A 20,365-nucleotide genomic window follows, 5' to 3' on the forward strand; every position below is an offset into this window, starting at 1 on the left:
TCAGTTGTCCTCCCCTTCCGCAGGCTCGCGCCGCTCTTCTTCCGCCAGCTCCAGGAACAGTTCAATCAGGCTGTCCTCAGGCTCTGCCCCGCCGGTCTGCCGCTGGTAGAATCTCCGGAACAGCTCCTGCACCGGCATGCGCGAGCGGGCCATCTCCTCAAGCTCCTGCTCCATCTGCGGATACACCGGACGAATATGGATGATCCCCTCTCTGGATTTGCGCAGCCGCTGGATATCATTCAGCGACATCGCTTCCGTCAGGCGGAGCTCCAGATCAATAAAAGCAGTTGCATCCCGGCCTTCGTCCAGCCAGTTGTAGACTTCCTGTAACCCGCCGGAAGACTTCCAGTTCACCAGAGGACGGCCGCAGCGCAAATAGATTTCCTCAAAGGAAGGTTCTCCGCCAGGTGCAATCTCAAGCAATGCCACGGACTTGGCCTGACCCGCTTCAGAGAAGCTGTAGGCCAGAGGCGATCCGCTATAACGGATCATGCCGTCGCCTTTCACATGCTGGGCACGGTGAAGATGCCCAAGGGCTGTATATTGTGCGCCGCATGACAGCGCTGAGGGATCAACGGTGTACGCCCCGCCGACCTGAATAGGACGCTCCGAATCACTCTCTACCCCGCCCAGGACATAGATATGACTCATCGCCAAATTGACCGTATGAGGTGTGAATTCCCGCCCCAGCATGTTCATCAGCCTGCCTACCCTTGCGCTGTAGGCAAGACGAAGCTCATCTTCTCCGCTATCCCCGGCGAGCAGTTCGCCCAGCCGGGCTTCGGAGGGATATGGAAGGGCAGCGATTTTGGCGATTTCTCCTGTACGTACGGCATGGACCGTCACCGGCTCAGAGGTAGGCAAACCCACCAGTGTAATGCCCTGTCTGCGGACTAGCGGGGATACGGATGCTACACGCTCAGGCTGATCATGATTGCCGGAAATGACCACCAGCGGACGGCCATTTGCCGTAAGTCTGGCGGCAGCATCGTAGAACAGCTGCTCTGCTGCTGCCGGTGGATTCACGGAATCATAGACATCTCCCGCCATCAGAATAAGATCTGCCTGGGAATCATCGGCAATCTCTACCAGCTCATCGATGAACTGCTCCTGCTCCTTCTGCCGGCTTCTTCCTTCCAGCGTCCGGCCCAGATGCCAGTCCCCCGTATGCAATATGCGCATTGTCGTCCTCTTTTCCCCGCCCTCATGCGGTATTTCTCAATTGATAGATTTATAGTTTCATCAACAAAAATATGGATCGATTTATAGCTTTACAGCATGACCACCGTCAAAAAAGTACAGCCAAATCTCGCTGACCGGCTCCCCGAGAATATTCAGCAGCGCCTTGCTGTACAGTTCCAGCTGAAACCGGTACTTTTCTTTCAGAGCATCAATTCCGCCCTGATGCTCCAGAACAGCATCCGTCTTGTAATCCAGCAGAATCAGCCGTCCCTCCTCCCGGAAGAGACAGTCGATTACACCTTGAATCAGGACGGATTCCCCCATGGACGTGCTTACTTCAGAAGCATCAAGTCCCGCTGCCGCTTCATTGAGATCAATGAGTCCATGGTAGGCCTCACTTGCCGGAACCATATAGCTGAAAGGCTGTTCTCTTCTTTTCCAGGGAGCCCCAATTAGCCTCCGGCCCATTTCCCCCATGTAAAACGCCTCAATTTCACCAAGCTCAACTGCCTCAGCCTGCTCGTCTGTGAGAATGGCAAGCCGTGTAAGACGTGCTATTGTGGCTTCCAGGACAACACGGTCTACAGCACCTTCCAGCGGAACATGCTGCATGACCGTATGATAGGCCGTTCCCCGCTCTGAAGACGACAAGCCACGTTTCTCCATAAATTTTGGGCGCCGCAGATGCAGACTATCTGTTCCTGCCACCCCGCGTACCAAGCCGTTCCCCGAAGCCGGGAGCCGGGACTCTTCCAGCAAATCATAGGAAGGCTGCTCCTGCATGGACAGCATCGATTTCAGTTCGGTGACTGATGTTTTGGCGGGAATCCCGGATGCGGCGGCATAAGGATAGCCCCAGTTCAGTCGTGCGGTGATATCAGTCTCTCTACTTGTGCTCTTAAATGCCACACTGCGGCCGCACTTCAATGCTTCGAGCATAGTATACCGTTCCTCATTCTGATCCGTTGTACCAGCCGCAGCAAGAGAGCCGGAACTGAGTTCTGCCGCGTTCACCGCTGAGATGCTCCAATTGGAAGCATCGTTATGCAGTACCGCAGATACAGATCCCTCTGTTCCTGCCAGCTTACGGAGAATAGCTGCTCCTGGATGCCGGATGAGTGCCGGTCCTACCCAATCCAGATAGCTGCGTCCCCGGGCCAGCAAATGGTCCTCCAGCAGCAATTCTTCACGGGCCTGCACGCTGCTCCAGCCTGCAAGGGTGCGGGATAAATCTCTTACCGTGCCGACAAGGATCATTTTGTCACGCGGCCGGGTTAATCCGACATAGAGCACACGCATCTCCTCTGCCAGCAGTTCCAGCCGGGAACGGCGGTTAATGGCCAGATAAGGAAGTGTAGGGTAGCTGACCCGGGTATCTTGTTCTACAAAACGCGGTCCGAATCCTAGCTCTTTATGCATCAGGAACGGGGAATACAAATCCTGACGGTTGAACGGCTTCGCCATCCCGGCCAGAAACACCACCGGAAACTCCAGACCCTTGGATTTGTGAATGGTCATAATTCTGACTCCACCGGCCTCTTCGCCCGTTCCTCCGGCCACGCCCAAGTCTCCGCCGTTTTCTCTCAGCCGGTTCATGAACACCAAGAAGCGGAACAATCCTCGCGCAGAGGTGTCTTTTTCAAATTGTACAGCCCGGTCATACAGTGCTGTCAGATTGTTCTGGCGCTGAAAGCCTCCAGGCAGGCCGCCGACCCACTCCAGATAGCCGCTCTCACCATAAATCCGCCAGATCAATGTACTGAGACTGCCCTGCCGGGCGGCATTTCTCCAGCCCTCAAGCAGCTTCAGAAAAGCTTGCAGCTTCGTCTGAAGCTGCACAGGAATCTCCGGCGTGCCTCCGGCAGCGGCTCTATCTTCCGCTAATCCACCGCTTTGTGCCAGGCTTGCTTCATTAGCAGCAGCACTCTCGGCTTGAACAGCCTTTGCCAGTCCTGCTGCTGCCTGCTGTATTTCCGCATGTAAAGATTTTGAAGAATAGTCTGCCTTGTTCTCTTCCCCGGCTGCCGCAAGGACAGCATCAAAAAATGAACCATTGCTGCAAAGACGCACCAAAGCCAGCTCTTCTTCGCGCAAATTCACCACAGGTGAACGTAGCACGCCAGCCAGCGGGATGTCCTGACGGGGATTGTCCACAATCTGCAGCAGCGAAAGGGCAATTTCTACTTCGGTAGCCTGAAAGTAACCCTTGTTCTGGTCACCATACGCCGGGATGCCCTCCAAACGCAGCTCCTCTATCATCAGCGGTGTCCAGATCCGCGCGGACCGCAGCAGAATGACTATATCGCCGTAAACAACCGGGCGCATGATCTTCAGGGCTTTATCATAAATAAGCAGCGGCTCACCGCCACTCATGCCGGTCATCTGCGAGATGCGCCGCACAATAGCCCTCGCCTCAAGCTGTGCGGTTTCACTCTCAATGGCTTCATTCTCCTGCGGAGGAAGCTCCCCGTCCTCAGCCAGCTCTTCTGAGCGTCCGGACAACGATGTCCCCCGGTCGATTAGCAGCAGCTCAGGGGCAAAATAAAGATCCGGCCCTTTTTCCTCAGCCCCCGGGAAATGTGCTCCGTAGACCAGTTCTGCGCGCTCATCATAGCTTATTTCAGCAACCTTACTGTCCATAATCTGCCGGAAAATCATATTTACCGCATTAACCACCTCCAGGCGGCTGCGGAAGTTGCGGGCCAGATCGATTACCGAGCCGCCTTCCGGCTTGCCTGGATCCGGGATTTCGTCCCCCCTGGCATCCTCCCCAGTCCCGGTTACGCCATCACTTTTGTTGCCTGTGATTGAGCCAAAGCTCCGGTATTTATCCAAAAACAGTCCCGGCTCAGCCAGCCGGAAACGGTAGATGCTCTGCTTCATATCTCCAACCATAAAGCGGTTGCCCGGGGATTCGCGGGAGATCAGGCGCACAATTTCTTCCTGCACGCTATTTGTATCCTGATATTCATCCAGCAGCACTTCGTCGAACTGGTCCCGGTACTCCATCGCCGCATCCGATGGCACGGAATGACCAGGTGCAGAATCCTCGTGGCGCAGGATCTTCAGGCAGTAATGCTCGAGGTCACTGAAATCAACCAGGCCACGGCCTGCCTTCTCAATCCGGTAGCGTTCACCGAATTCGATTACCGTCTCCGCAAGCTCCCGCATCAGCGGTGCCGCCTCATGCAGCTCGCCCAAAAAGGCCTCGGCCGGGCGCCCAAATAGGGATTTCTGCAGCTCCAGCAGGTTCTTCTTCACACTGTCACGGAGATCCTTCACCGTCTCCTGCAGCCCGGGATCGGTCGAGTCCTTCTTGCAGGCTTTCAGCTTTCCAAACGATATTTCCATAAAAATATCATACAACTCGGCCCACGGACGGAGTTCCAGAGCTTCCTGCAGCGATTGCACCATTTCCAGATCCGCAGCCAGATTCTCAGCATAAGGAGCGGGCCCCCCGGGCTGCAAAGCGATATCCCGGCCCTGGCGGAGCTGACTCGCAGCCCCGTCCAGTGTCAGCTTCGCTTCCGCCATAATACTCTGGACCCATGGCGTGTGGCTAAGGGCTTCCGTGTCCGGCAGTGAGAAATCCGCAGCGGTACCCCGCAGCCACTCCGCCGGCCAGGGATGGCTGCGCGCAAAATCATGCAGCCGCTGCACCAGCGCATGCACAGCATCATCACTGCGTTCACCGCTGAACCAGTCAGCCAGCTGTACAAAAACTGTATCTTCCCCGTCTTCTCTCACTTCTCCATACTTCTCTTCCAGCAGCTCCTCCAGCAGCTCCTGGCGCATCATCTCTGCTTCATGCTCATTCAGAATCCGAAAACCCGGATCAATGGGAATGAGCTGGTAATAACGCCGGATGACTTCCAGACAAAAGGAATGCAGCGTCGTAATCGAAGCTTTGCCGAGCAGGGCAAGCTGGCGGCGCAGATGCTCATTGCCCTTGCTCCCTTCTTCATCCCCGGATTCCTCCTCCAGCTTTCGTTCCAGTGCCTCGCGGATACGCTGCCGCATTTCAGCAGCCGCTGCCTTTGTAAACGTGGCCACCAGCAGCCGGTCTACACTGAACCCGTTCTCTTCGCTGCTGATTTTACGGATAATCCGTTCGACCAGCACCGCAGTCTTGCCGGAGCCTGCCGCCGCCGCGACCAGGATATCATCACCGCTCACAGCGATAGCGCGCCATTGGTCGTCGCTCCATAGGCTTCCTTCCGGTTTGGGCTCTAGTTCCGCTTTTCGTATCATGGCTTTTCTCCTCCTTCGCGGGATAGCAGGTCCCAGATGACTTCTTTGCCCGGCTTGCCGAGAATGTTGTAAGCATTGCCTTCCACAGCCTCATCGAACTGGCATACCGGCCGGTAAGAGCAGAAGGTGCAGGCTGTTTCCTGCTGTATCCGGTAAGGCTGAATGGCCACATCACCTTCGGTAATGCGTGTCCCGATATCGGTGATCGTGCTGCGTACCGAGGTCAGCAGATGTCCCCATTGCTCAGGCGTAGCGACCGAAGCACTGCTGTAAAAGCTCCCGTCGCTCTTCAGTGCCACCGGTACAATCGAGGAATGCCCCTTGTCCAGAGTGGTATCCATAAGCGAGACTACTTCGCGGTCAGCCGTCAGCAGCCCTTTCATTTTGAAACGCTTCATTAGTTCCTGCTCTGCCTGCTCGCGGTTCATGCCATTCGCTGAAGTCAAGAGCGGATCATGCACATGGAAATAGAGCGTTCCGGCAGGAAGAGCAGTCTTGCCGAGCCATTGCTCCGAATAGGTGAGCAGAACATCCAGGTAGGTAAGCATTTGCAGCGACAGCCCGTAATAGACCTCATGCAGCTTGAGGTCCTTCTGGCTGGATTTATAGTCGATGACCCGCAGCAGAATGCCTTGCTCGCCTTCGGCCATATCCACACGGTCAATCCGGCCCACCACCTCCATCACGCAGCCGTTTGGCAGGGTGATTCTAAGCGGCGGAAGGTCCTTGCCCGGTCCAAAATCAAGCTCAAGCCCCACCGGCTCAAAGCTGCCCCGTCTGGCATGTTCCCCAAGGATCACAGAGGCGCGGCCGACGATGTTCTTGAGCTTGCGGGAGATATATCCGTAACGCTTACTGCTCATCAGGATTTCACCTTGGAGAAGCGGTGAGAGCCTGTCCACAGTCTCCCCGGCCTCACGGCGGCATTCCTCCGCCGTCATACTTCCCCAGCTGCGTCCCTGCTTCTGCAGCCGTAAAGCCATATCGCTGAGAGCGGCATGGAACAGCTGACCGATATCCGGGGCCTGCAGCTTGTAGAGCTGGCGTTCCTTCAGTCTCAGTCCGTAGGAAGCGAAATGCGAGAAGGCGCAGGCGACGAATTTCTCCATGCGAGATACACTGCCCCGCACTGTTGTTCCGCCGTATAAGCGCAGACTGGTCTCCTGCTTCAACCGGATTCCGTCATTGCGGTAGAACAGTGAACCGAGCAGCTTTACCAGCTTCGGTCCATGCTCCTCATCCGTGATAAACCAGTTATAAACATCCCACCAGAGTGCGGGAATGTCCACGCCCTGCCGCCACTGCCGAAGCTGCATAATCAGCATGCGCAGCGTCTGTTCCGGGTGACCCACAAAACCCGTATGCAGCGCTTCAAGCGCCTCAATTTCGTCTGCCGATCCAGCCGCAGCTGATGGAAATCCGGAAACAAACTGCTCTTTCAGTGCCCCTGGAAACATGCCGTGCAAATGGCGGATCATTTCGGATGGCAGCAGGGCCTTGCCTTCTTCATCCGCTGTCGCATAACTGATCCAAAGCTTACGGCTCGCTGTAGTTAGTGTATTGTAAATCAGAAAACGCTCATCCAGCAGCTTGCGGGAAGAACCTGGAGCAAGCTCCATCCCGGCATTCTCCAGCAGCATACGTTCCCCTTCCGAGAGGATGCCGTCTTCCTTGAATTGGGCGGGAACAACCCCTTCATTGAATCCCAGTAAAAAGGCATACTTGACTCCCGATACCCGGGTGCGGTCCATAGTTCCCACCAGCACCTGATCCAGCGCAGGCGGCACCAGCCCCATCTTCAGTTCAGCCAAGCCTGTCTCCAGTACCCCGGCAAAAACGTCAAACTCCATTCTTTCGTTACCCATCATCTCGGCAATCTGATCCAGCAGGTCCAGTACCGCTCCCCATAGCTGGGTATGCTCGCGGGCCGCTTCAGGCTGCCCCAGCCCTAACGCCTTGGCACTCATCTGTTCCAGCTTGCGTGCGGCGTCCGTGTCCTGCAGAAGAAAATAGACCGCCTTGCACAGTTCCAGTCCGCTGCGGCTTGTTTTGACCCGCTTCTCAAAAGCCTGAAGCGGACCTGTAATAATCTCCCGGCATGCTTCCATTCTTGCCAGGAGCACTTCATCCACGACTCTCTCGCCTTCCAGCGACAGACTCGGAATTCCTTTCCAGGACCGGCCATTCGTCCAGCGGTGGCCCTGAATACCGCAAGCCAGCACATAATTCTCCAGTGCATCCATATCGGCGCGCGTCACACTGTAGTCCATCGGCAGCAACAGCTCCGTCTTCACACAGCGGAACACATCCTCATACCGCCACCGTCTGCGTACCACATCAAAGGCAGAGCGGATAAATTCTACTAGCGGATGATGCAGCTCATTCATCTTTTGATCAAGGAAGAATGGGATTCCGTAGTCCTGGAACAGGGGAACCACAAGCTGTTCATAGTCGGCAATATTGCGCATAAATACTGCCATCTCCCGGTATTTTGCACCTTCCTCACGAGCAAGACGGAGCATCTCCCTCAGGCTTCCTTCTACTTCGGCTCTGCGCGAAGCTGCCGCAGTAAGGGTAATCGCATCTGCAACCTCTGAAGCGGCACCGTTCCAGCGGATTCGCCGGCCAAACCCCTTCTCCAAATGGGCAAGGACAGGACTTCCGGCAAAACGCGGCAGCACCGGTGGTGCCAGAAGTTCATCCCATACCGTCAGGCCCATTTCCTCTGCCATTCCGCGAAGCTTAATACAGGTTACTGCTGCGGGATGAAACAGCTCCAGCTCATGAGGCTGCATGCCCGCAGGATATATCCGGTCCAGTGTCAAAGCGACCGTGACTTTAGCGGCATATTGCATCAGCTCCCGCAGCACGACAAATTCCTGTGTTGTGAAGCCGTGAAAACCGTCCACCCAGATTTCCGCACCGCGAATATAAGAAGACTCCTGAATATGTTCAGCCAGCTCAGCCAGCCGATCCTCCTCATCGATGTACAGCCGGGACATTTCCTGTTCCAACTCTCGGAACACCATATGTACATCATCCAGCTTGCTTGCGAGAATGGGACTTCGCCCTATGGAGTCCCGCATTCGGGCGATCTGCTCCTCCAGATCAGCAGTGCCCAGGCAGCAGCGCTTCAGCTCCGTATGCAGTTGGCTAAGCCGTTCTACAAAGCCCGGTCTGTCGCTTGATTGACCAAACAGCTTCAGCTCTTCCTTGCGGCGGCTGATGATCTTGTAGATCAGCATCTTCTTGCCTTCCTCGCTGATCGGCAGACTCGCGCTGCCTCCGGTCTCCTGCTTCACCCGGTAGGCCAGCCGCGAGAAGCTCAGCGTCTGGGCACGGATGCTGCCCTTCGTCTTGCCCGTCTTCAGCAGCCCTTGCTCTGCACCGAAGGAGCCCTGCTCCGGGACAAGCACAATAATCGGCACACCCAGTGGTTCCGCTTCGAGACGGGAGGAGATATCCTCCCATATTTTCGTAGTCTTGCCGCTACCTGAGCGGCCAATCAAAAAGTGTACTGTCATCACAGTAAACCCCTTCCGTAGCGGAGAAATAGTTAAAGCTATAACATGCTATACGAGTTTTATAGGTGCTACCTGCGTATAGGAATGCAAACAGGTTCTGTTCATATTCCATCTATAATCCGAAAATATTCAAGTGAATCCGTCCCAATATTATAGCATACCTCTTCCAGCAAGAACATACGTTTGCCATTCTTTGCATATCTCCATCTAGGATATTCTGGATTCTCCTTTTTACACAAAGAGCCCCTCCGGCTGCCGGAGAGGCTCTTCTATACAGATCTATTTGCTGCGTACTTCAAAAATGGCAAATTTCAAGTAATGGCCTTCGTCCACACCGAGAATTTGCGGATGGTCTTTGCCTGCGGCCCGCCACTCGATCAGACGCAGCACTTTACCCGCATCCTTGGCGGCCTCCGCGATAGTGTCTAGGAACAGCTGCGGCTGCATGTGATAGGAACAGCTTGCCGTTACGAGATAGCCGCCCTCGTTGACGAGCTTCATACCGTGCAGGTTGATGTCCTTGTAACCGCGGCAAGCGCCTGCAACCGCACTCTTGGTCTTGGCAAAAGCAGGCGGGTCCAGGATAACAACATCCCAGGTGCGCCCGCCCCCGGCGGTCATGGGTTTGGCGGTATCCGCTTTGGCCGCGGTTTTAGCACCCGGCTTGGCATCCGTTTTGCCGGTGGCCCGCTCAGAGCGTTCTTCCACGCCTTTGACCTGGTTGCGCAGGAAAGCAAAAGCATCGTCGACCACAAATTCCACACGATCGGTGAAGCCGTTCAGCTCCACGTTAGCTTTGGCGCTCTCAATCGCATGGGCAGATACATCAAGGCAGGTGACCTTCTTGGCCCCGTATTTGCACGCATGGAGAGTGAAGCTGCCGGTATGTGCGAAGCATTCCAGTACTGTTGCACCGTCCCAGTAAGGGAAAGTGACCGGTTTGCCGCTTTTGTTAACCGGAAGAGTCTGAAGCGTCCCATCTTCTGCCGTAACCTCCTGGAGGGTAATGCCGCTTCGTCCACCCCAGCCTTGGATCAGCGGAGCAATGGAAGCCCTGTTTTCCCGCTGGTCAAAAAAGTATCCGGTCTTCTGACCTTCTTCTATATCTACAATCACCTTGAGGCCGTTCTCACTCACAGTGATATGGCGCGGACACTCCCCGTACAGCACGCCGGTTCTCTGTTCCAATCCTTCAAGCTCGCGTACACTTACATCACTGCGCTCATAAATACCTCGCGGCACTACAACCTCTACAAGCGCCTGTACAATCTGGTCGCGGCACTTGTCCATGCCCAGCGTCAGCAGCTGCACTACCAGGACATCACCGAAGCGGTCGATGATCAGCCCGGGCAGAAAATCAGCTTCCCCGTATACCAGGCGGTACGCATCCGCTCCAGGCAGAAACCGTTCTCTATGGTGCAGACAGCTCGCAAACCGCTCGGCAAAAAAAGCGGTATCCATTGCCGCCAGCGGACCCTGAGATAGAATTCTTACCCGGATCTGCGAAGCAGGATTGTAATACCCTGTCCCGAGAAATCTGCCTTGATGATTAAGTACATCTACCAATCCGCCTGCCTGCGGATCTCCGTCTACGGATGCGACTTCACTCGCATAGACCCACGGATGGCCCTGCTCCAGTCTTTTTTTACGGCTGCGTTCCAGAATAACCGATGCCAATACCTTCAACTCCCTGTTCTTGTTATTGATTTGTATACATGTCCACTTCATTGCATTCATATATTGGTGTACAACCCCGTTCAAAGGAGCTTGTCCCTATGATCCGTGATCTGCTGTTCCCTGTCATATATGGTCTTGTCATTTTCCTCGCCGGCATGAAACTGATGGAGGCTGCGCTGGCGAGGCTCGCCGGCCCTCTGCTTACGAGAAGTCTGCGCAAAGCAACTTCCACGCCCCTAAAAGGCCTGATTGCCAGCAGCCTGCTGTCAGCACTGCTGCAGAGCAGCACTGCCGTAACGGTGCTCACCATCGGCATGGTTAACGCCGGACTGCTGACCTATGCCCGGACGCTGGGTATCATCCTGGGCAGCAACATCGGCACCTGCCTGACCACAGAGCTGATCGGTCTGCAGATCAGCTCGATGGCTGCGCCGCTGCTGGTCGTATCGCTCTGTATGTGGGCGGTGGCCGTCATGCTCGGCGAGCGGCCGTCCCAAGGCTCAAGGTTGGCGGACGCCATACGCAGCATTTCCACCCCCCTGCAGTTCCTCAGCCTGGCGGTGGCCGGGTTTGCAATGGTCCTCTGGGGCATTGCGGTCATGCAGTCTATCGGTCCCGCACTTCAGGCCAGCGGCCTGTTCCAATGGTTCCTGGACCATGCGGCAACCAGTGCGCTCTGGGGCCTGGCTGCCGGAGCCTGCCTGACCGCAATGCTGCACAGCAGTGCGGCGGTCATCGGCATGGCGATGGGCCTTGCAAGCTCCGGGGTAATGCCGCCGGCGCTTGGCATCGCCGTCGTGCTAGGGGCCAACATCGGCACCTGCGTCACCGCCATCATCGCCGCTATCGGGGGCTCGGCTTCCGGCAAGTTCGTCGCCGGGTCACATGTCGTGCTGAATGTCGGCGGCGCCCTGCTGTTCCTGCCCTTCATTCAACCGCTGCAATCCTTGTCTGCCTGGATCGGCGGCGGTCCTGCCGCTCAGCTCGCCCATGCCCAGACGATCTTCAATGTCGTCTGTTCACTTGGCGTGCTGCCGCTGTGCTACCTGCCGGTATGGACCCGGCTGGAGCAACGGCTACAGGGATAACTGTCCAGAATGCATTATCGCTGTACCATTATACTTCAATCAGCCCTACAGTTCTAATGCTTGTTTAAGCGCTAAGAAAAAAGACCTGTATCCCCTCATAAAGGCGGATTAACAGGTCTTGATGTTCTGCGTCAGAAGATCCGGTTGTACCGGATAAACATCCTATTTTACTGTAACAGATACTGTTACTGTTTTATTGTTGAACTTGCCTTTGATTGAGGTTGTTCCTTTGCTAACTGCAGTGATCATTCCGGAATCGTTCACCTTGGCCACGGAAGGCTTGGAGCTTGTCCAAACCGTGCTTCCAGTGACAATGGCTGTCTTGCCGGTATCATACAGAGCAGTCACTACCACAGCTTGGGAAGCACCTGCTGCCAGATACAGCCTGGTTTCACTGATGGTAATCTTGGTCAGCTTAGGTACTACGGTAATTTTGACAGTTGCCGTGATTCCCTGGTAAGACCCGGTAAGTGTTGCTGTACCTTCGCCAACAGCTTTTACAGATGTTCCTTTAACCGTAGCCACTTCCAGATTGGAGGAGACCCAATCCATAGCACCGGAGAAATTCGCTGTTTTTCCGTTAGAGAAGGTTCCAGTCACTTTAATTGCTTTGGAGGACTTGAGATTCATTTCAAGTGTGCTTGGCTCTATGAGCAGTTTGACGACCTTCTGCTCAATTATTACAGGAATACTGATTGTCTTGTTGGAATAGGTTCCCTTCAATGTGGCAGATCCTTTGGCCAATCCCTTAAGGGTTTTGCCTGCAGTAGTCTGCTTGATTACAGCATTGCTGCCGCTAAGCTCCCATTTTACCGTCGCGGAAACATCCAGCTCATCCCCGTTCTCAAGCACTGCCTGAACTGCAGGCAGCGGCTCCTCTTCACCAATAACCAGTCCCAGTGCTTCCTCTGGTCCGATCAATACAAGCACTTTATTCAGAACGGTCACTTTGACTTCAACACTCTTGCTCCGGATCGCAGAAGAAGGAGCAGTTACTGAATTCCCCTTAATCTTGCCTGTAAGGGTTACCGTACCGGCTTTACCGCCGACAAGCTTTCCGTCCTTGATCTGAGCAATTTCTTCGTTGGCGGAAGTCCACTCTATTTGATCACTGATGTCGAGCTTCGTTCCGTCATATTTCGTTCCGCTTACTTTTGGCAGGCTTACAGTATCCGCCGTGTAGAGCTCCTGCTCAGTTTTTTCTACAGTCATATCTGTAAGATTCGGGTATACAGTCAACTTGAACGACTTATTGACACCCAGATAATCCCCTTTGATAACAGCCGTTCCGACTGCTTTGGCTGTTAGTGTTGCCACAGCATTTTCAGAAGCTACCGTGTCGGCCGTTACTGTCGCTGTCAGTTGGTTGTCAGAAGTCCAGATTGTGCCTGCTGTTTGATTTTTGGTTGAATTCACGGCATCCCGCACAAATGATTTAACCTTCAGACTTTCCCCAAGGAACAGGAATTGATCTCCATCCGGCGTGAGCTGCAGCGCCTCATACGGCGAACGCACATAGACATCAACCGATTTGGACACGCCCAGGAAGCTGGCTGTAATAACAGCCTTACCAGGACCGAGTACTGTAATCATACCTTTGTCTACCTTGGCAATGCTCTCGCTAGAGGTTGTCCAGTTGGCATCTTTAGCAATATCTTTCTCCGGGCTGCTCTCTGTGGCTTTGGTCATTGCACTCAATTGCAGCGGAGAATCTCCAACGACTAGTTCTAGCTCTTTCACAGCTGCGTCTTTAGCCTTCAAGACAATAGCCGAATAGGGCAGCTGTACCACGGCTTTGAAGGTGGCAGTCAAGCCTTTGTATTTCGCTGTGATGGTTGACGATCCTTCACCCACAAGGGTAATCTTGCCATCATCAATGGTCAGTACATTGGTACTGGAGCTGGTCCAGTCCGCATCAGCAGTCACATCTTTTACAGAAGTGGCCGAATCTCCGCCAACGACTTTGGCTTTGACCAGCAGTGTCTCTGGGGTGTCGCCCAGCTTATAGTTGCCATCGGAGCTGCGCTCCAGTGTTAATTCCTTATAGGGATAGCTTACAGATACTTCAATCGTAGCAACTGCATTGTTGTAGGTTGCTCTTATGATTGCCGTACCTGCACCTTCGGGCTTCAATAGTCCGTAGAGTACACTTACTGCACTCGTATTGGAGGAAGTCCACGTGGCCGCAGCCGTCACATCTCTTTTGGAGGAGGAGCCTTCCACGTTGGCATATACCTTAAGCTGCTTAGGTGTCTGGCCTACGGTAAGCTCTATTTTTGCAGAGCTGTCGAATTCAATGGAATTGATGTCACCAGTAGCTGCGAAGACGTTTACCGGAAGAGCTACAACAGTCAGCAATATCATAATGAGGAGCATTTTCGTCATTTTCCTGTACACAGTCATTTGTTCTCTCCTTAGGCATTGAAATTATTAGTGCTTGATTTCCACACTCTTCCACTATATCGACAATTAGAGCCCGAGTCTTTACCCTTAGTTCCTTTTATTTTGAGTTCAAGCCAAATTCAGGACTTTCTAACTATATTGTCTTTATCCCTAACATCGATAATGCTTTGCGTAAAATACGGATATTATTGGAGTATGAATTCCCGGTTCCACGGGTCCAGGCCACCGCCGGTTCATGCCATTCTACAGCGTTAATCTCTTCGGTCTGAGCCTTGGTCTCTCCGCCTACAGCTTCTACAAGAAAGTAATGAACCTCCTTATTCACTATGCCGTGAACCGGATGCTGAAACGTGTATTTAATAACATCAATCGGTGCTCTGATCACTCCGACCGTCCCTGTCTCTTCACAAATCTCACGCAGTGCCGTCTCCTCCACGGTCTCGCCTTGCTCCATCTTACCTTTGGGCAGCGAAATTTTACCATAACGGTCCACAATAAGCTGAATTTCCAGACCGGCAGCCCCTGTCCGGTAGACTACCCCGCCCGCTGAAATCTGCTTGTACGCCATATTCATCCTCCTAAAAGTTTTGCCTGCATTACTTCATGATTGTGCTTCAGGCAAAACTTACTTCGTAAGCATATGCCCCTCTGATTTTATTACCCAAATAGAAAAACAGCCCCACAAAGTGGGGCGTAGAGTTAAACTGCAGCTAAGCTGGAAAAAGTAACACTAACCGGAACTCTTCTATGTCCGTTCATAATTTAATCCCTCTACACGATCTGACTAAGCCCGCTCCGGCTTACACTGACCAGCTCACCGCGGCATTCATTCACTCCGGCTTCCGTAATCTTCACCTGGCAGAGCTCTCCCTGCAGCGAATCATCGCCGCCAAAGAAAACCTGCAGATAGTTATCGCTGAAGCCATGCTGGGTGCTGCGTTCTGGAGCGTCTTTGGCTGATCTTTCAGCAATAACGGAGACTGTCTTGCCTACGAACTTGCGGGCGTATGCCAGCTGCATTTCTTCGGAGAGGTCAATCAGCTGCTGTACGCGGGCGTTCTTAATCTCTTCGTCCACCTGGTTCAGCATCCGTGCTGCCGGCGTACCCGTCCGTTTGGAATAAGGGAATACGTGCATTTCGGAGTAGTTGACAGCCTTCATGAAGTCATAACCGGCGCGGAACATTTCCTCGGTTTCACCCGGGAAGCCGACAATGACGTCAGTGGTTATGCCTACATCCGGCATCGCCTGGCGGATCAACTCCATTTTGGCGTAATACTCTTCTGTTGTATATTTACGGCGCATCGCCTTCAGCACTTCGTTATGTCCGGCTTGGAGCGGAATATGCAGATGTCGGCACATTTTGGAGCTGCGGTTCAAGACCTCAAGCAGCTTCCCGTCAATCTGACTGGCCTCGATAGAGCTGATGCGAACCCGTTCCAGCCCGTCTACTTTGTCCAGCTCCCAGAGCAGGTCAGCGAGACGGTAGTTGTCCAGATCATCACCATAGCCTCCGGTATGAATGCCGGTGAGCACAAACTCCTTGTATCCGGCTTCCACAAGTTGATGCGCCTGGGCAACGATCGACTTCGGATCACGGCTGCGCGACAATCCGCGCGACCAGGGGATGATGCAGAAGGTGCAGAAGTTGTTGCAGCCATCCTGAATTTTCATAAAAGCCCGCGTACGGTCGGCAAAGCCAGGCACATCCAGCTCCTCGAATTCCCGCGTCTTCATAATGTTGCGGACAGCGTTCACCGGTACGCGGGACTCCTGAATATTCTTCACATGAGTCATGATATGCTCACGGTCCTGGTTGCCGATCACAAGATCGACACCGGGAATATCAAGGATCTCGCCAGGCGAGGTCTGTGCATAGCAGCCGGTAACGGCAACAATCGCTTCCGGATTGCGGCGCACAGCACGGCGGATCATTTGGCGGCTTTTTTTGTCGCCCGTATTGGTTACCGTACAGGTGTTGATCAAATAGACATCGGCGGGCCCTTCGAAATCAACCTGCTCGTAACCTTCATTTTTGAAAAGCTGCCAGATGGCTTCAGTGTCATAGAAATTCACTTTACAACCTAAAGTATAAAATGCTACGGATGGCATTGTTCAAACTCCCCCCATTTCTCCGGATTCATAAAGTATACAGGCTGCGGCAACCATGCCTGCCGTCTCGCAGCGCAGAATACGCCGTCCAAGCCCGACTGAAACCGCTCCAGCCTCTTCGGCAGCACGGCATTCTTCAGGACTGAAACCACCCTCTGGGCCGACAACTACCATCACCTTGCCTGACGACTGCTGAGGTAGTCCGGAGAGCCAGGGAGCAGCAGCGCTTCGGAGCTGCAGGCCTTCTTCTTTTTCATAACAGAAATACACGGCGTCATACTCATTGAAGCTCTTCAAGAGCAGCTTCCAGGCAAGCGGAGAGTGCACTTCCGGAACGATGTTCCGGTGTGCCTGCTCGGCAGCCTCTTTGCAGATTTTGCGCCATCGCTCCAGCCGTTTGCTCTCCTTACGCTCATCATACTGAACAATCGTGCGCTCTGAGAGAAAGGGAACAAAACCCACCGCACCGATTTCGGTGCATTTCTGAATCACGGTCTCCAGCTTGTCTCCCTTGGGCAGACTCTGGGCCACGGTAATCTTGATCCTCGGCTCATGCGTCATATCCAGCATTTCCAGTATATTGACGGTCACTTCACCAATTTCAATCCCGGCAATTTCCACCAGCGCCTCACGGGACACTCCATCGCTGACAATCAGCTTGTCCCCGGCCTTGCCGCGCATCACCTTCGCAATATGACGGGCGTCTTCGCCGCTAATGACCACCGTTTCCGGATGAAATTGCTCCGGTGTAACGAAATAACGCTGCATCTTCTCATCATCCTGTCCTTATTCAGCATAAAAGCGGCAGCGTTCCTGCTTCTCAGGTTCCCTACCGCCGCTCTGTACACCTATATTCCTCTAAAAATGCCACATTACATCATACAACGTTTGCCTGGCTGTGAATAGTCCCAGTTACAGGCTACTGCCTCCAAACAGCTTGAAGAACATTTGAAAAAAGTCGTTACCGATTTGCATTGCCCAATGGTTCAGGGGTTGAATGGTGTAGGCCTGCAATCCAGGAATGAAAATAATTAGCAAAAAGAGGAAAACTGTCCACTGCTCATATTGCTGCATTCTTCCACGAATCGGACGCGGTGCCACATCCTCCAGAATTCGGTAACCATCCAGCGGCGGCAGTGGAATCAAGTTGAACAGGAAAAGGAAGAAATTAAATGGAATGAACATATTAAAGAACCAGTACACCGCCCGCAGCAGATGTTCATTTGTAATAGAGCCAATGACCCCGCTAGCATGCAGAGCAGCGTAGATGATCGCTCCGAGAATGCCCAGCAGTAGGTTGCTAACTGGGCCCGCTGCCGAGACGATCACGCCCATCAGGCGGGGACGGCTGAAGTTGTCGCGGTTCACGGGAACCGGACGGGCCCAGCCGAAGCCGGCGATGAGCAGCAGAATAATTCCGAACAGATCAAAGTGAACCGCAGGGTTAAGCGTCATCCGGCCCAGCATCCGTGCGGTAGGGTCGCCGAATTTATTGGCAAAATAAGCGTGGCTGAACTCATGTACCGTAAATGCGATTACTATCGTAATCAGAAAGAACGGGAGCTGCTGCAAAGGATATACTAAAACTCGATCCAGGAAATCCATCTTTACCTCTTTCCGGCTGTAAACGCCACCCAATCTTCTTCACGGGATACTTCCCTAATCTCAAAACCGGAAGCTGCCAGCGCTCCAGCAACAAGCGCTTCCTTATCCTTATAGATGCCGGAGGTAATATAGATTCCGCCCGGCTGAAGTGCACGGTAGACATCATCCGTGAATAATACAATAATCTCTGCCAAAATATTGGCTACCACGATTTTGACCGGCAGGGTAACACCAAGACCCGCTTCGCTTGACGAAGCAGCAGAAGCAACCTCAGGTTCCGCCACATGGCCGGGTCTGGCTGAAGGCCACATCTCTCCCGCCGCCGAATCCAAAGCCCGCTCGCCGCCCAAGAGCGACAGAAGATCGCTTTCCTTTACCGTAATCTCTTGCTGCATCCGGTTCAGCGCCACATTCTCCCGCGCACTTTCTACCGCTACCGGGTCCAGATCCAGTGCCAACACCGATTTAGCGCCAAGCAGCATCGCACCTACGGCAAGAATGCCGGAGCCAGTACCCACATCGATCACCTCTTCGCCGCCTTGGATATGCTTTTCCAGTGCGCGCAGGCAGAGTGCCGTGGTTGGATGTGTTCCGGTTCCGAAGGCCATGCCGGGATCCAGTTCAATAATCTTTTCATCCGGGCCTTGAGGCGTGTATTCCTCCCAGGTCGGCTTAATGGTCAACCGTTCCGATACACGAAGTGGCTTGAAATACTGCTTCCAGGCATGGGCCCATTCATCTTCATCTACCGTTTTCCAGGAAATCAGCGCTTTGCCGGGGTCAATCCCGAACTCGCGCAGCTCCGCAACTCTTGGAGCCAGTTCTTGGATAATATCGTCCATGGAGACAGTTTCGGCATAATAGCCCTTAATCACCGCTTCCCCTTCAGGGATATCATTGAGCGGTTCATCATATAGTTCACCGTAACGGGTGTCCCGTACCTTATTCAGCGTTCCTGATTCTTCAATGGAAACACCGCCTGCTCCGGCTTCATACAGCAGATTGGATATCATCTCCTGTGCTTCTTCTGTTGTATGTACCGTCAGTTCGTGCCATAACATGTGTGTGGGTCCTCCTAAAAGTTTTGTAACAATTGAATATTTAACAGTATACCATTTCTTCCCCACGTAGCGCCAAACTGCGGATTATCTCCCGGACATCAGCCCTTTTTGGTGACAAAAACAATCTGTCGTATGATCATCCACCATGCCGGAGGCCTGCATAAACGCATAACAGATGGTAGAGCCCACAAACTTCATTCCCTTCTTCTTCAGCGCTTTGCTCATCTGGCCGGACTGAGGACTGGTAGCCGGAACTTCAGACCGTGTTTCCCACCCGTTAATCACTGGCTCTCCGCCGGTAAAAGTCCAGAGATATTTAGCGAAACTCCCCTCTTCCCGGCAAATCTGCTGATACACTACCGCATTCTGAATAATTGCATTAATTTTCAGCCGGTTGCGGATGATTCCCGTATCCTGCATCAGTGCTTCGATTTTGGCTTCGTCATACAGCGCAATCTTCTGCGGATCGAATTCGTCGAACACTTCACGGAAGTGCTCCCGCTTCTTCAGAACCGTATACCAGCTCAATCCGGCCTGCATCCCTTCCAGCATCAGCAGCTCAAACATTTTCCGGTCATCGTACAGGGGTTTGCCCCATTCCTCATCATGATAAGCCATATACAGCGGGTCTTCATTGACCCATCCACAGCGTGTAATATTCACAATCAGGCTCTCTCCTTCTTCTGCTCAGACAGTTATCTTTCATGATTCTCGTAATAAGCCTCATCGGCATATTTGGGGTCCGTTCCTTTTAAATAAGCCAATAGCAGCCCTGGACGCTTCACCAGCACCCAATCGCCCGCTTGGTCAAATTTACGGCAGGAGGTAATCATATGGGCTTTGGTAATCGTACCAAATTTCTTGCCATTCCGCTTCCCCCACTTCTTCAGACGCAAGGCGAAATCGGCATCCTCGGTCATCAGCAGCTCTTCATTAAATCCCCCAATAGCCTCAAAATCAGACTTGTAGCACCAGAAGATCCCTACAGATATAGCCCCGTATTTAAAAACGAGCGGGATCATCAACATGAGCGTTGACACCACAATCCCCAGAGACATACGCTCGAATCTGGCCGTTGTGCCCCCTCCGATATAAGTACCCAGCGAGAGCAGTCTGTCCATCTCAGTCAGCATCCCCTCAGTCATTTGGCTATCCGCATCAATTGTGACCAGTATTTCTCCTCAGGCTGCTGCGGCACCGGCATTTCGGATCTGTGAGAGATTTTTGCGGTCATCGTGAATAACTATACAGTTATAAGACTTCGCTATCTCTTCGGTTGTATCTGTACAGCGGTTAAGAATGACAATTTCCTCCACCTGATCCGGAAAAGACTCCGCCGCCGCCGCAATGGACTGAAGGCATTTGGTTATGTATTTCTCTTCATTATGTGCGGGAATTAAGATAGAAAACTTGATCTCTCCCTGCACCTCAGGGCCGGCAAAAGGGGTGTTGCTCATAGGGG

The 20,365-nt window shown here is 53.4% G+C and carries 12 protein-coding genes and 1 pseudogene; 1 reads left to right on the forward strand and 12 read right to left on the reverse strand.

Features of this window, described 5'->3' with window-relative positions; translation table 11 throughout:
* The 4 genes from A3842_RS26650 to A3842_RS26665 form a co-directional block, all read right to left on the reverse strand.
* Positions 1–1,182 carry an exonuclease SbcCD subunit D gene (locus A3842_RS26650; RefSeq protein ID WP_074103306.1) on the reverse strand — a complete coding sequence of 394 codons (1,182 nt, stop codon included), beginning with the start codon at positions 1,180–1,182 and terminating at the stop codon, positions 1–3.
* An 81-nt stretch (positions 1,183–1,263) separates the two neighbouring features.
* A complete protein-coding gene (locus A3842_RS26655) occupies positions 1,264–5,433 on the reverse strand; it encodes a UvrD-helicase domain-containing protein (protein ID WP_074103307.1) in 4,170 nt (1,389 codons plus the stop codon).
* The gene (gene addB / locus A3842_RS26660; protein ID WP_074103308.1) at positions 5,430–8,957 is read right to left on the reverse strand and encodes a helicase-exonuclease AddAB subunit AddB; all 3,528 of its coding nucleotides are present in this window, start codon (positions 8,955–8,957) and stop codon (positions 5,430–5,432) included. The genes A3842_RS26655 and addB overlap by 4 nt, the downstream gene beginning before the upstream one ends.
* Before the next feature lie 279 nt (positions 8,958–9,236).
* A complete protein-coding gene (locus tag A3842_RS26665; RefSeq protein ID WP_074103309.1) occupies positions 9,237–10,634 on the reverse strand; it encodes a class I SAM-dependent rRNA methyltransferase in 1,398 nt (465 codons plus the stop codon).
* Positions 10,635–10,732: 98 nt separating this feature from the next.
* Here A3842_RS26665 and A3842_RS26670 point away from each other — a divergent pair, with 98 nt between their 5' ends.
* Positions 10,733–11,722, forward strand: coding sequence for a Na/Pi cotransporter family protein (locus tag A3842_RS26670; RefSeq protein WP_074103310.1), 990 nt, complete (start codon positions 10,733–10,735; stop codon positions 11,720–11,722).
* Positions 11,723–11,884: 162 nt separating this feature from the next.
* Here the strand turns inward: A3842_RS26670 and A3842_RS26675 are convergent, their stop codons facing one another.
* The 8 genes and pseudogenes from A3842_RS26675 to A3842_RS26710 all read right to left on the reverse strand — a co-directional run bounded on the left by A3842_RS26675 (position 11,885) and on the right by A3842_RS26710 (position 20,360).
* Positions 11,885–14,125, reverse strand: coding sequence for an Ig-like domain-containing protein (locus A3842_RS26675; protein WP_074085714.1), 2,241 nt, complete (start codon positions 14,123–14,125; stop codon positions 11,885–11,887).
* A gap of 133 nt (positions 14,126–14,258) precedes the next feature.
* On the reverse strand, positions 14,259–14,693 hold the full coding sequence (locus A3842_RS26680) for an NUDIX hydrolase (protein ID WP_074085715.1): 435 nt from the start codon (positions 14,691–14,693) through the stop codon (positions 14,259–14,261).
* Positions 14,694–14,896: 203 nt separating this feature from the next.
* Positions 14,897–16,237, reverse strand: a complete 1,341-nt coding sequence (gene mtaB / locus A3842_RS26685) for a tRNA (N(6)-L-threonylcarbamoyladenosine(37)-C(2))-methylthiotransferase MtaB (RefSeq protein WP_074085716.1) — start codon at positions 16,235–16,237, stop codon at positions 14,897–14,899.
* A 3-nt stretch (positions 16,238–16,240) separates the two neighbouring features.
* Positions 16,241–17,005, reverse strand: coding sequence for an RsmE family RNA methyltransferase (locus A3842_RS26690; protein WP_074103311.1), 765 nt, complete (start codon positions 17,003–17,005; stop codon positions 16,241–16,243).
* Between the two features lie 144 nt (positions 17,006–17,149).
* Positions 17,150–17,842, reverse strand: a complete 693-nt coding sequence (locus tag A3842_RS26695; protein ID WP_074103312.1) for a site-2 protease family protein — start codon at positions 17,840–17,842, stop codon at positions 17,150–17,152.
* Positions 17,843–17,844: 2 nt separating this feature from the next.
* A complete protein-coding gene (gene prmA, locus A3842_RS26700) occupies positions 17,845–18,903 on the reverse strand; it encodes a 50S ribosomal protein L11 methyltransferase (protein ID WP_074103313.1) in 1,059 nt (352 codons plus the stop codon).
* Positions 18,904–18,987: 84 nt separating this feature from the next.
* The gene (locus A3842_RS26705; protein WP_074103314.1) at positions 18,988–19,566 is read right to left on the reverse strand and encodes a DNA-3-methyladenine glycosylase I; all 579 of its coding nucleotides are present in this window, start codon (positions 19,564–19,566) and stop codon (positions 18,988–18,990) included.
* Positions 19,567–19,598: 32 nt separating this feature from the next.
* Positions 19,599–20,360 (reverse strand): annotated as a pseudogene (locus A3842_RS26710) (glycosyltransferase).
* Positions 20,361–20,365 lie beyond the last annotated feature (5 nt).

Origin of the sequence: Paenibacillus sp. P3E (genome assembly GCF_001909045.1) — a bacterium.
Taxonomy (GTDB): domain Bacteria; phylum Bacillota; class Bacilli; order Paenibacillales; family Paenibacillaceae; genus Paenibacillus_AQ; species Paenibacillus_AQ helianthi.

Coding starts and splice junctions, on each gene's coding strand:
- A3842_RS26650 (WP_074103306.1), bottom strand. CDS start 1,182: ATGCGCATATTGCATACGGGGGACTGGCATCTGGGCCGGACGCTGGAA.
- A3842_RS26655 (WP_074103307.1), bottom strand. CDS start 5,433: ATGATACGAAAAGCGGAACTAGAGCCCAAACCGGAAGGAAGCCTATGG.
- addB (WP_074103308.1), bottom strand. CDS start 8,957: ATGACAGTACACTTTTTGATTGGCCGCTCAGGTAGCGGCAAGACTACG.
- A3842_RS26670 (WP_074103310.1), top strand. CDS start 10,733: ATGATCCGTGATCTGCTGTTCCCTGTCATATATGGTCTTGTCATTTTC.
- A3842_RS26675 (WP_074085714.1), bottom strand. CDS start 14,125: ATGACTGTGTACAGGAAAATGACGAAAATGCTCCTCATTATGATATTG.
- A3842_RS26680 (WP_074085715.1), bottom strand. CDS start 14,693: ATGGCGTACAAGCAGATTTCAGCGGGCGGGGTAGTCTACCGGACAGGG.
- mtaB (WP_074085716.1), bottom strand. CDS start 16,237: ATGCCATCCGTAGCATTTTATACTTTAGGTTGTAAAGTGAATTTCTAT.
- A3842_RS26690 (WP_074103311.1), bottom strand. CDS start 17,005: ATGCAGCGTTATTTCGTTACACCGGAGCAATTTCATCCGGAAACGGTG.
- A3842_RS26695 (WP_074103312.1), bottom strand. CDS start 17,842: ATGGATTTCCTGGATCGAGTTTTAGTATATCCTTTGCAGCAGCTCCCG.
- prmA (WP_074103313.1), bottom strand. CDS start 18,903: ATGTTATGGCACGAACTGACGGTACATACAACAGAAGAAGCACAGGAG.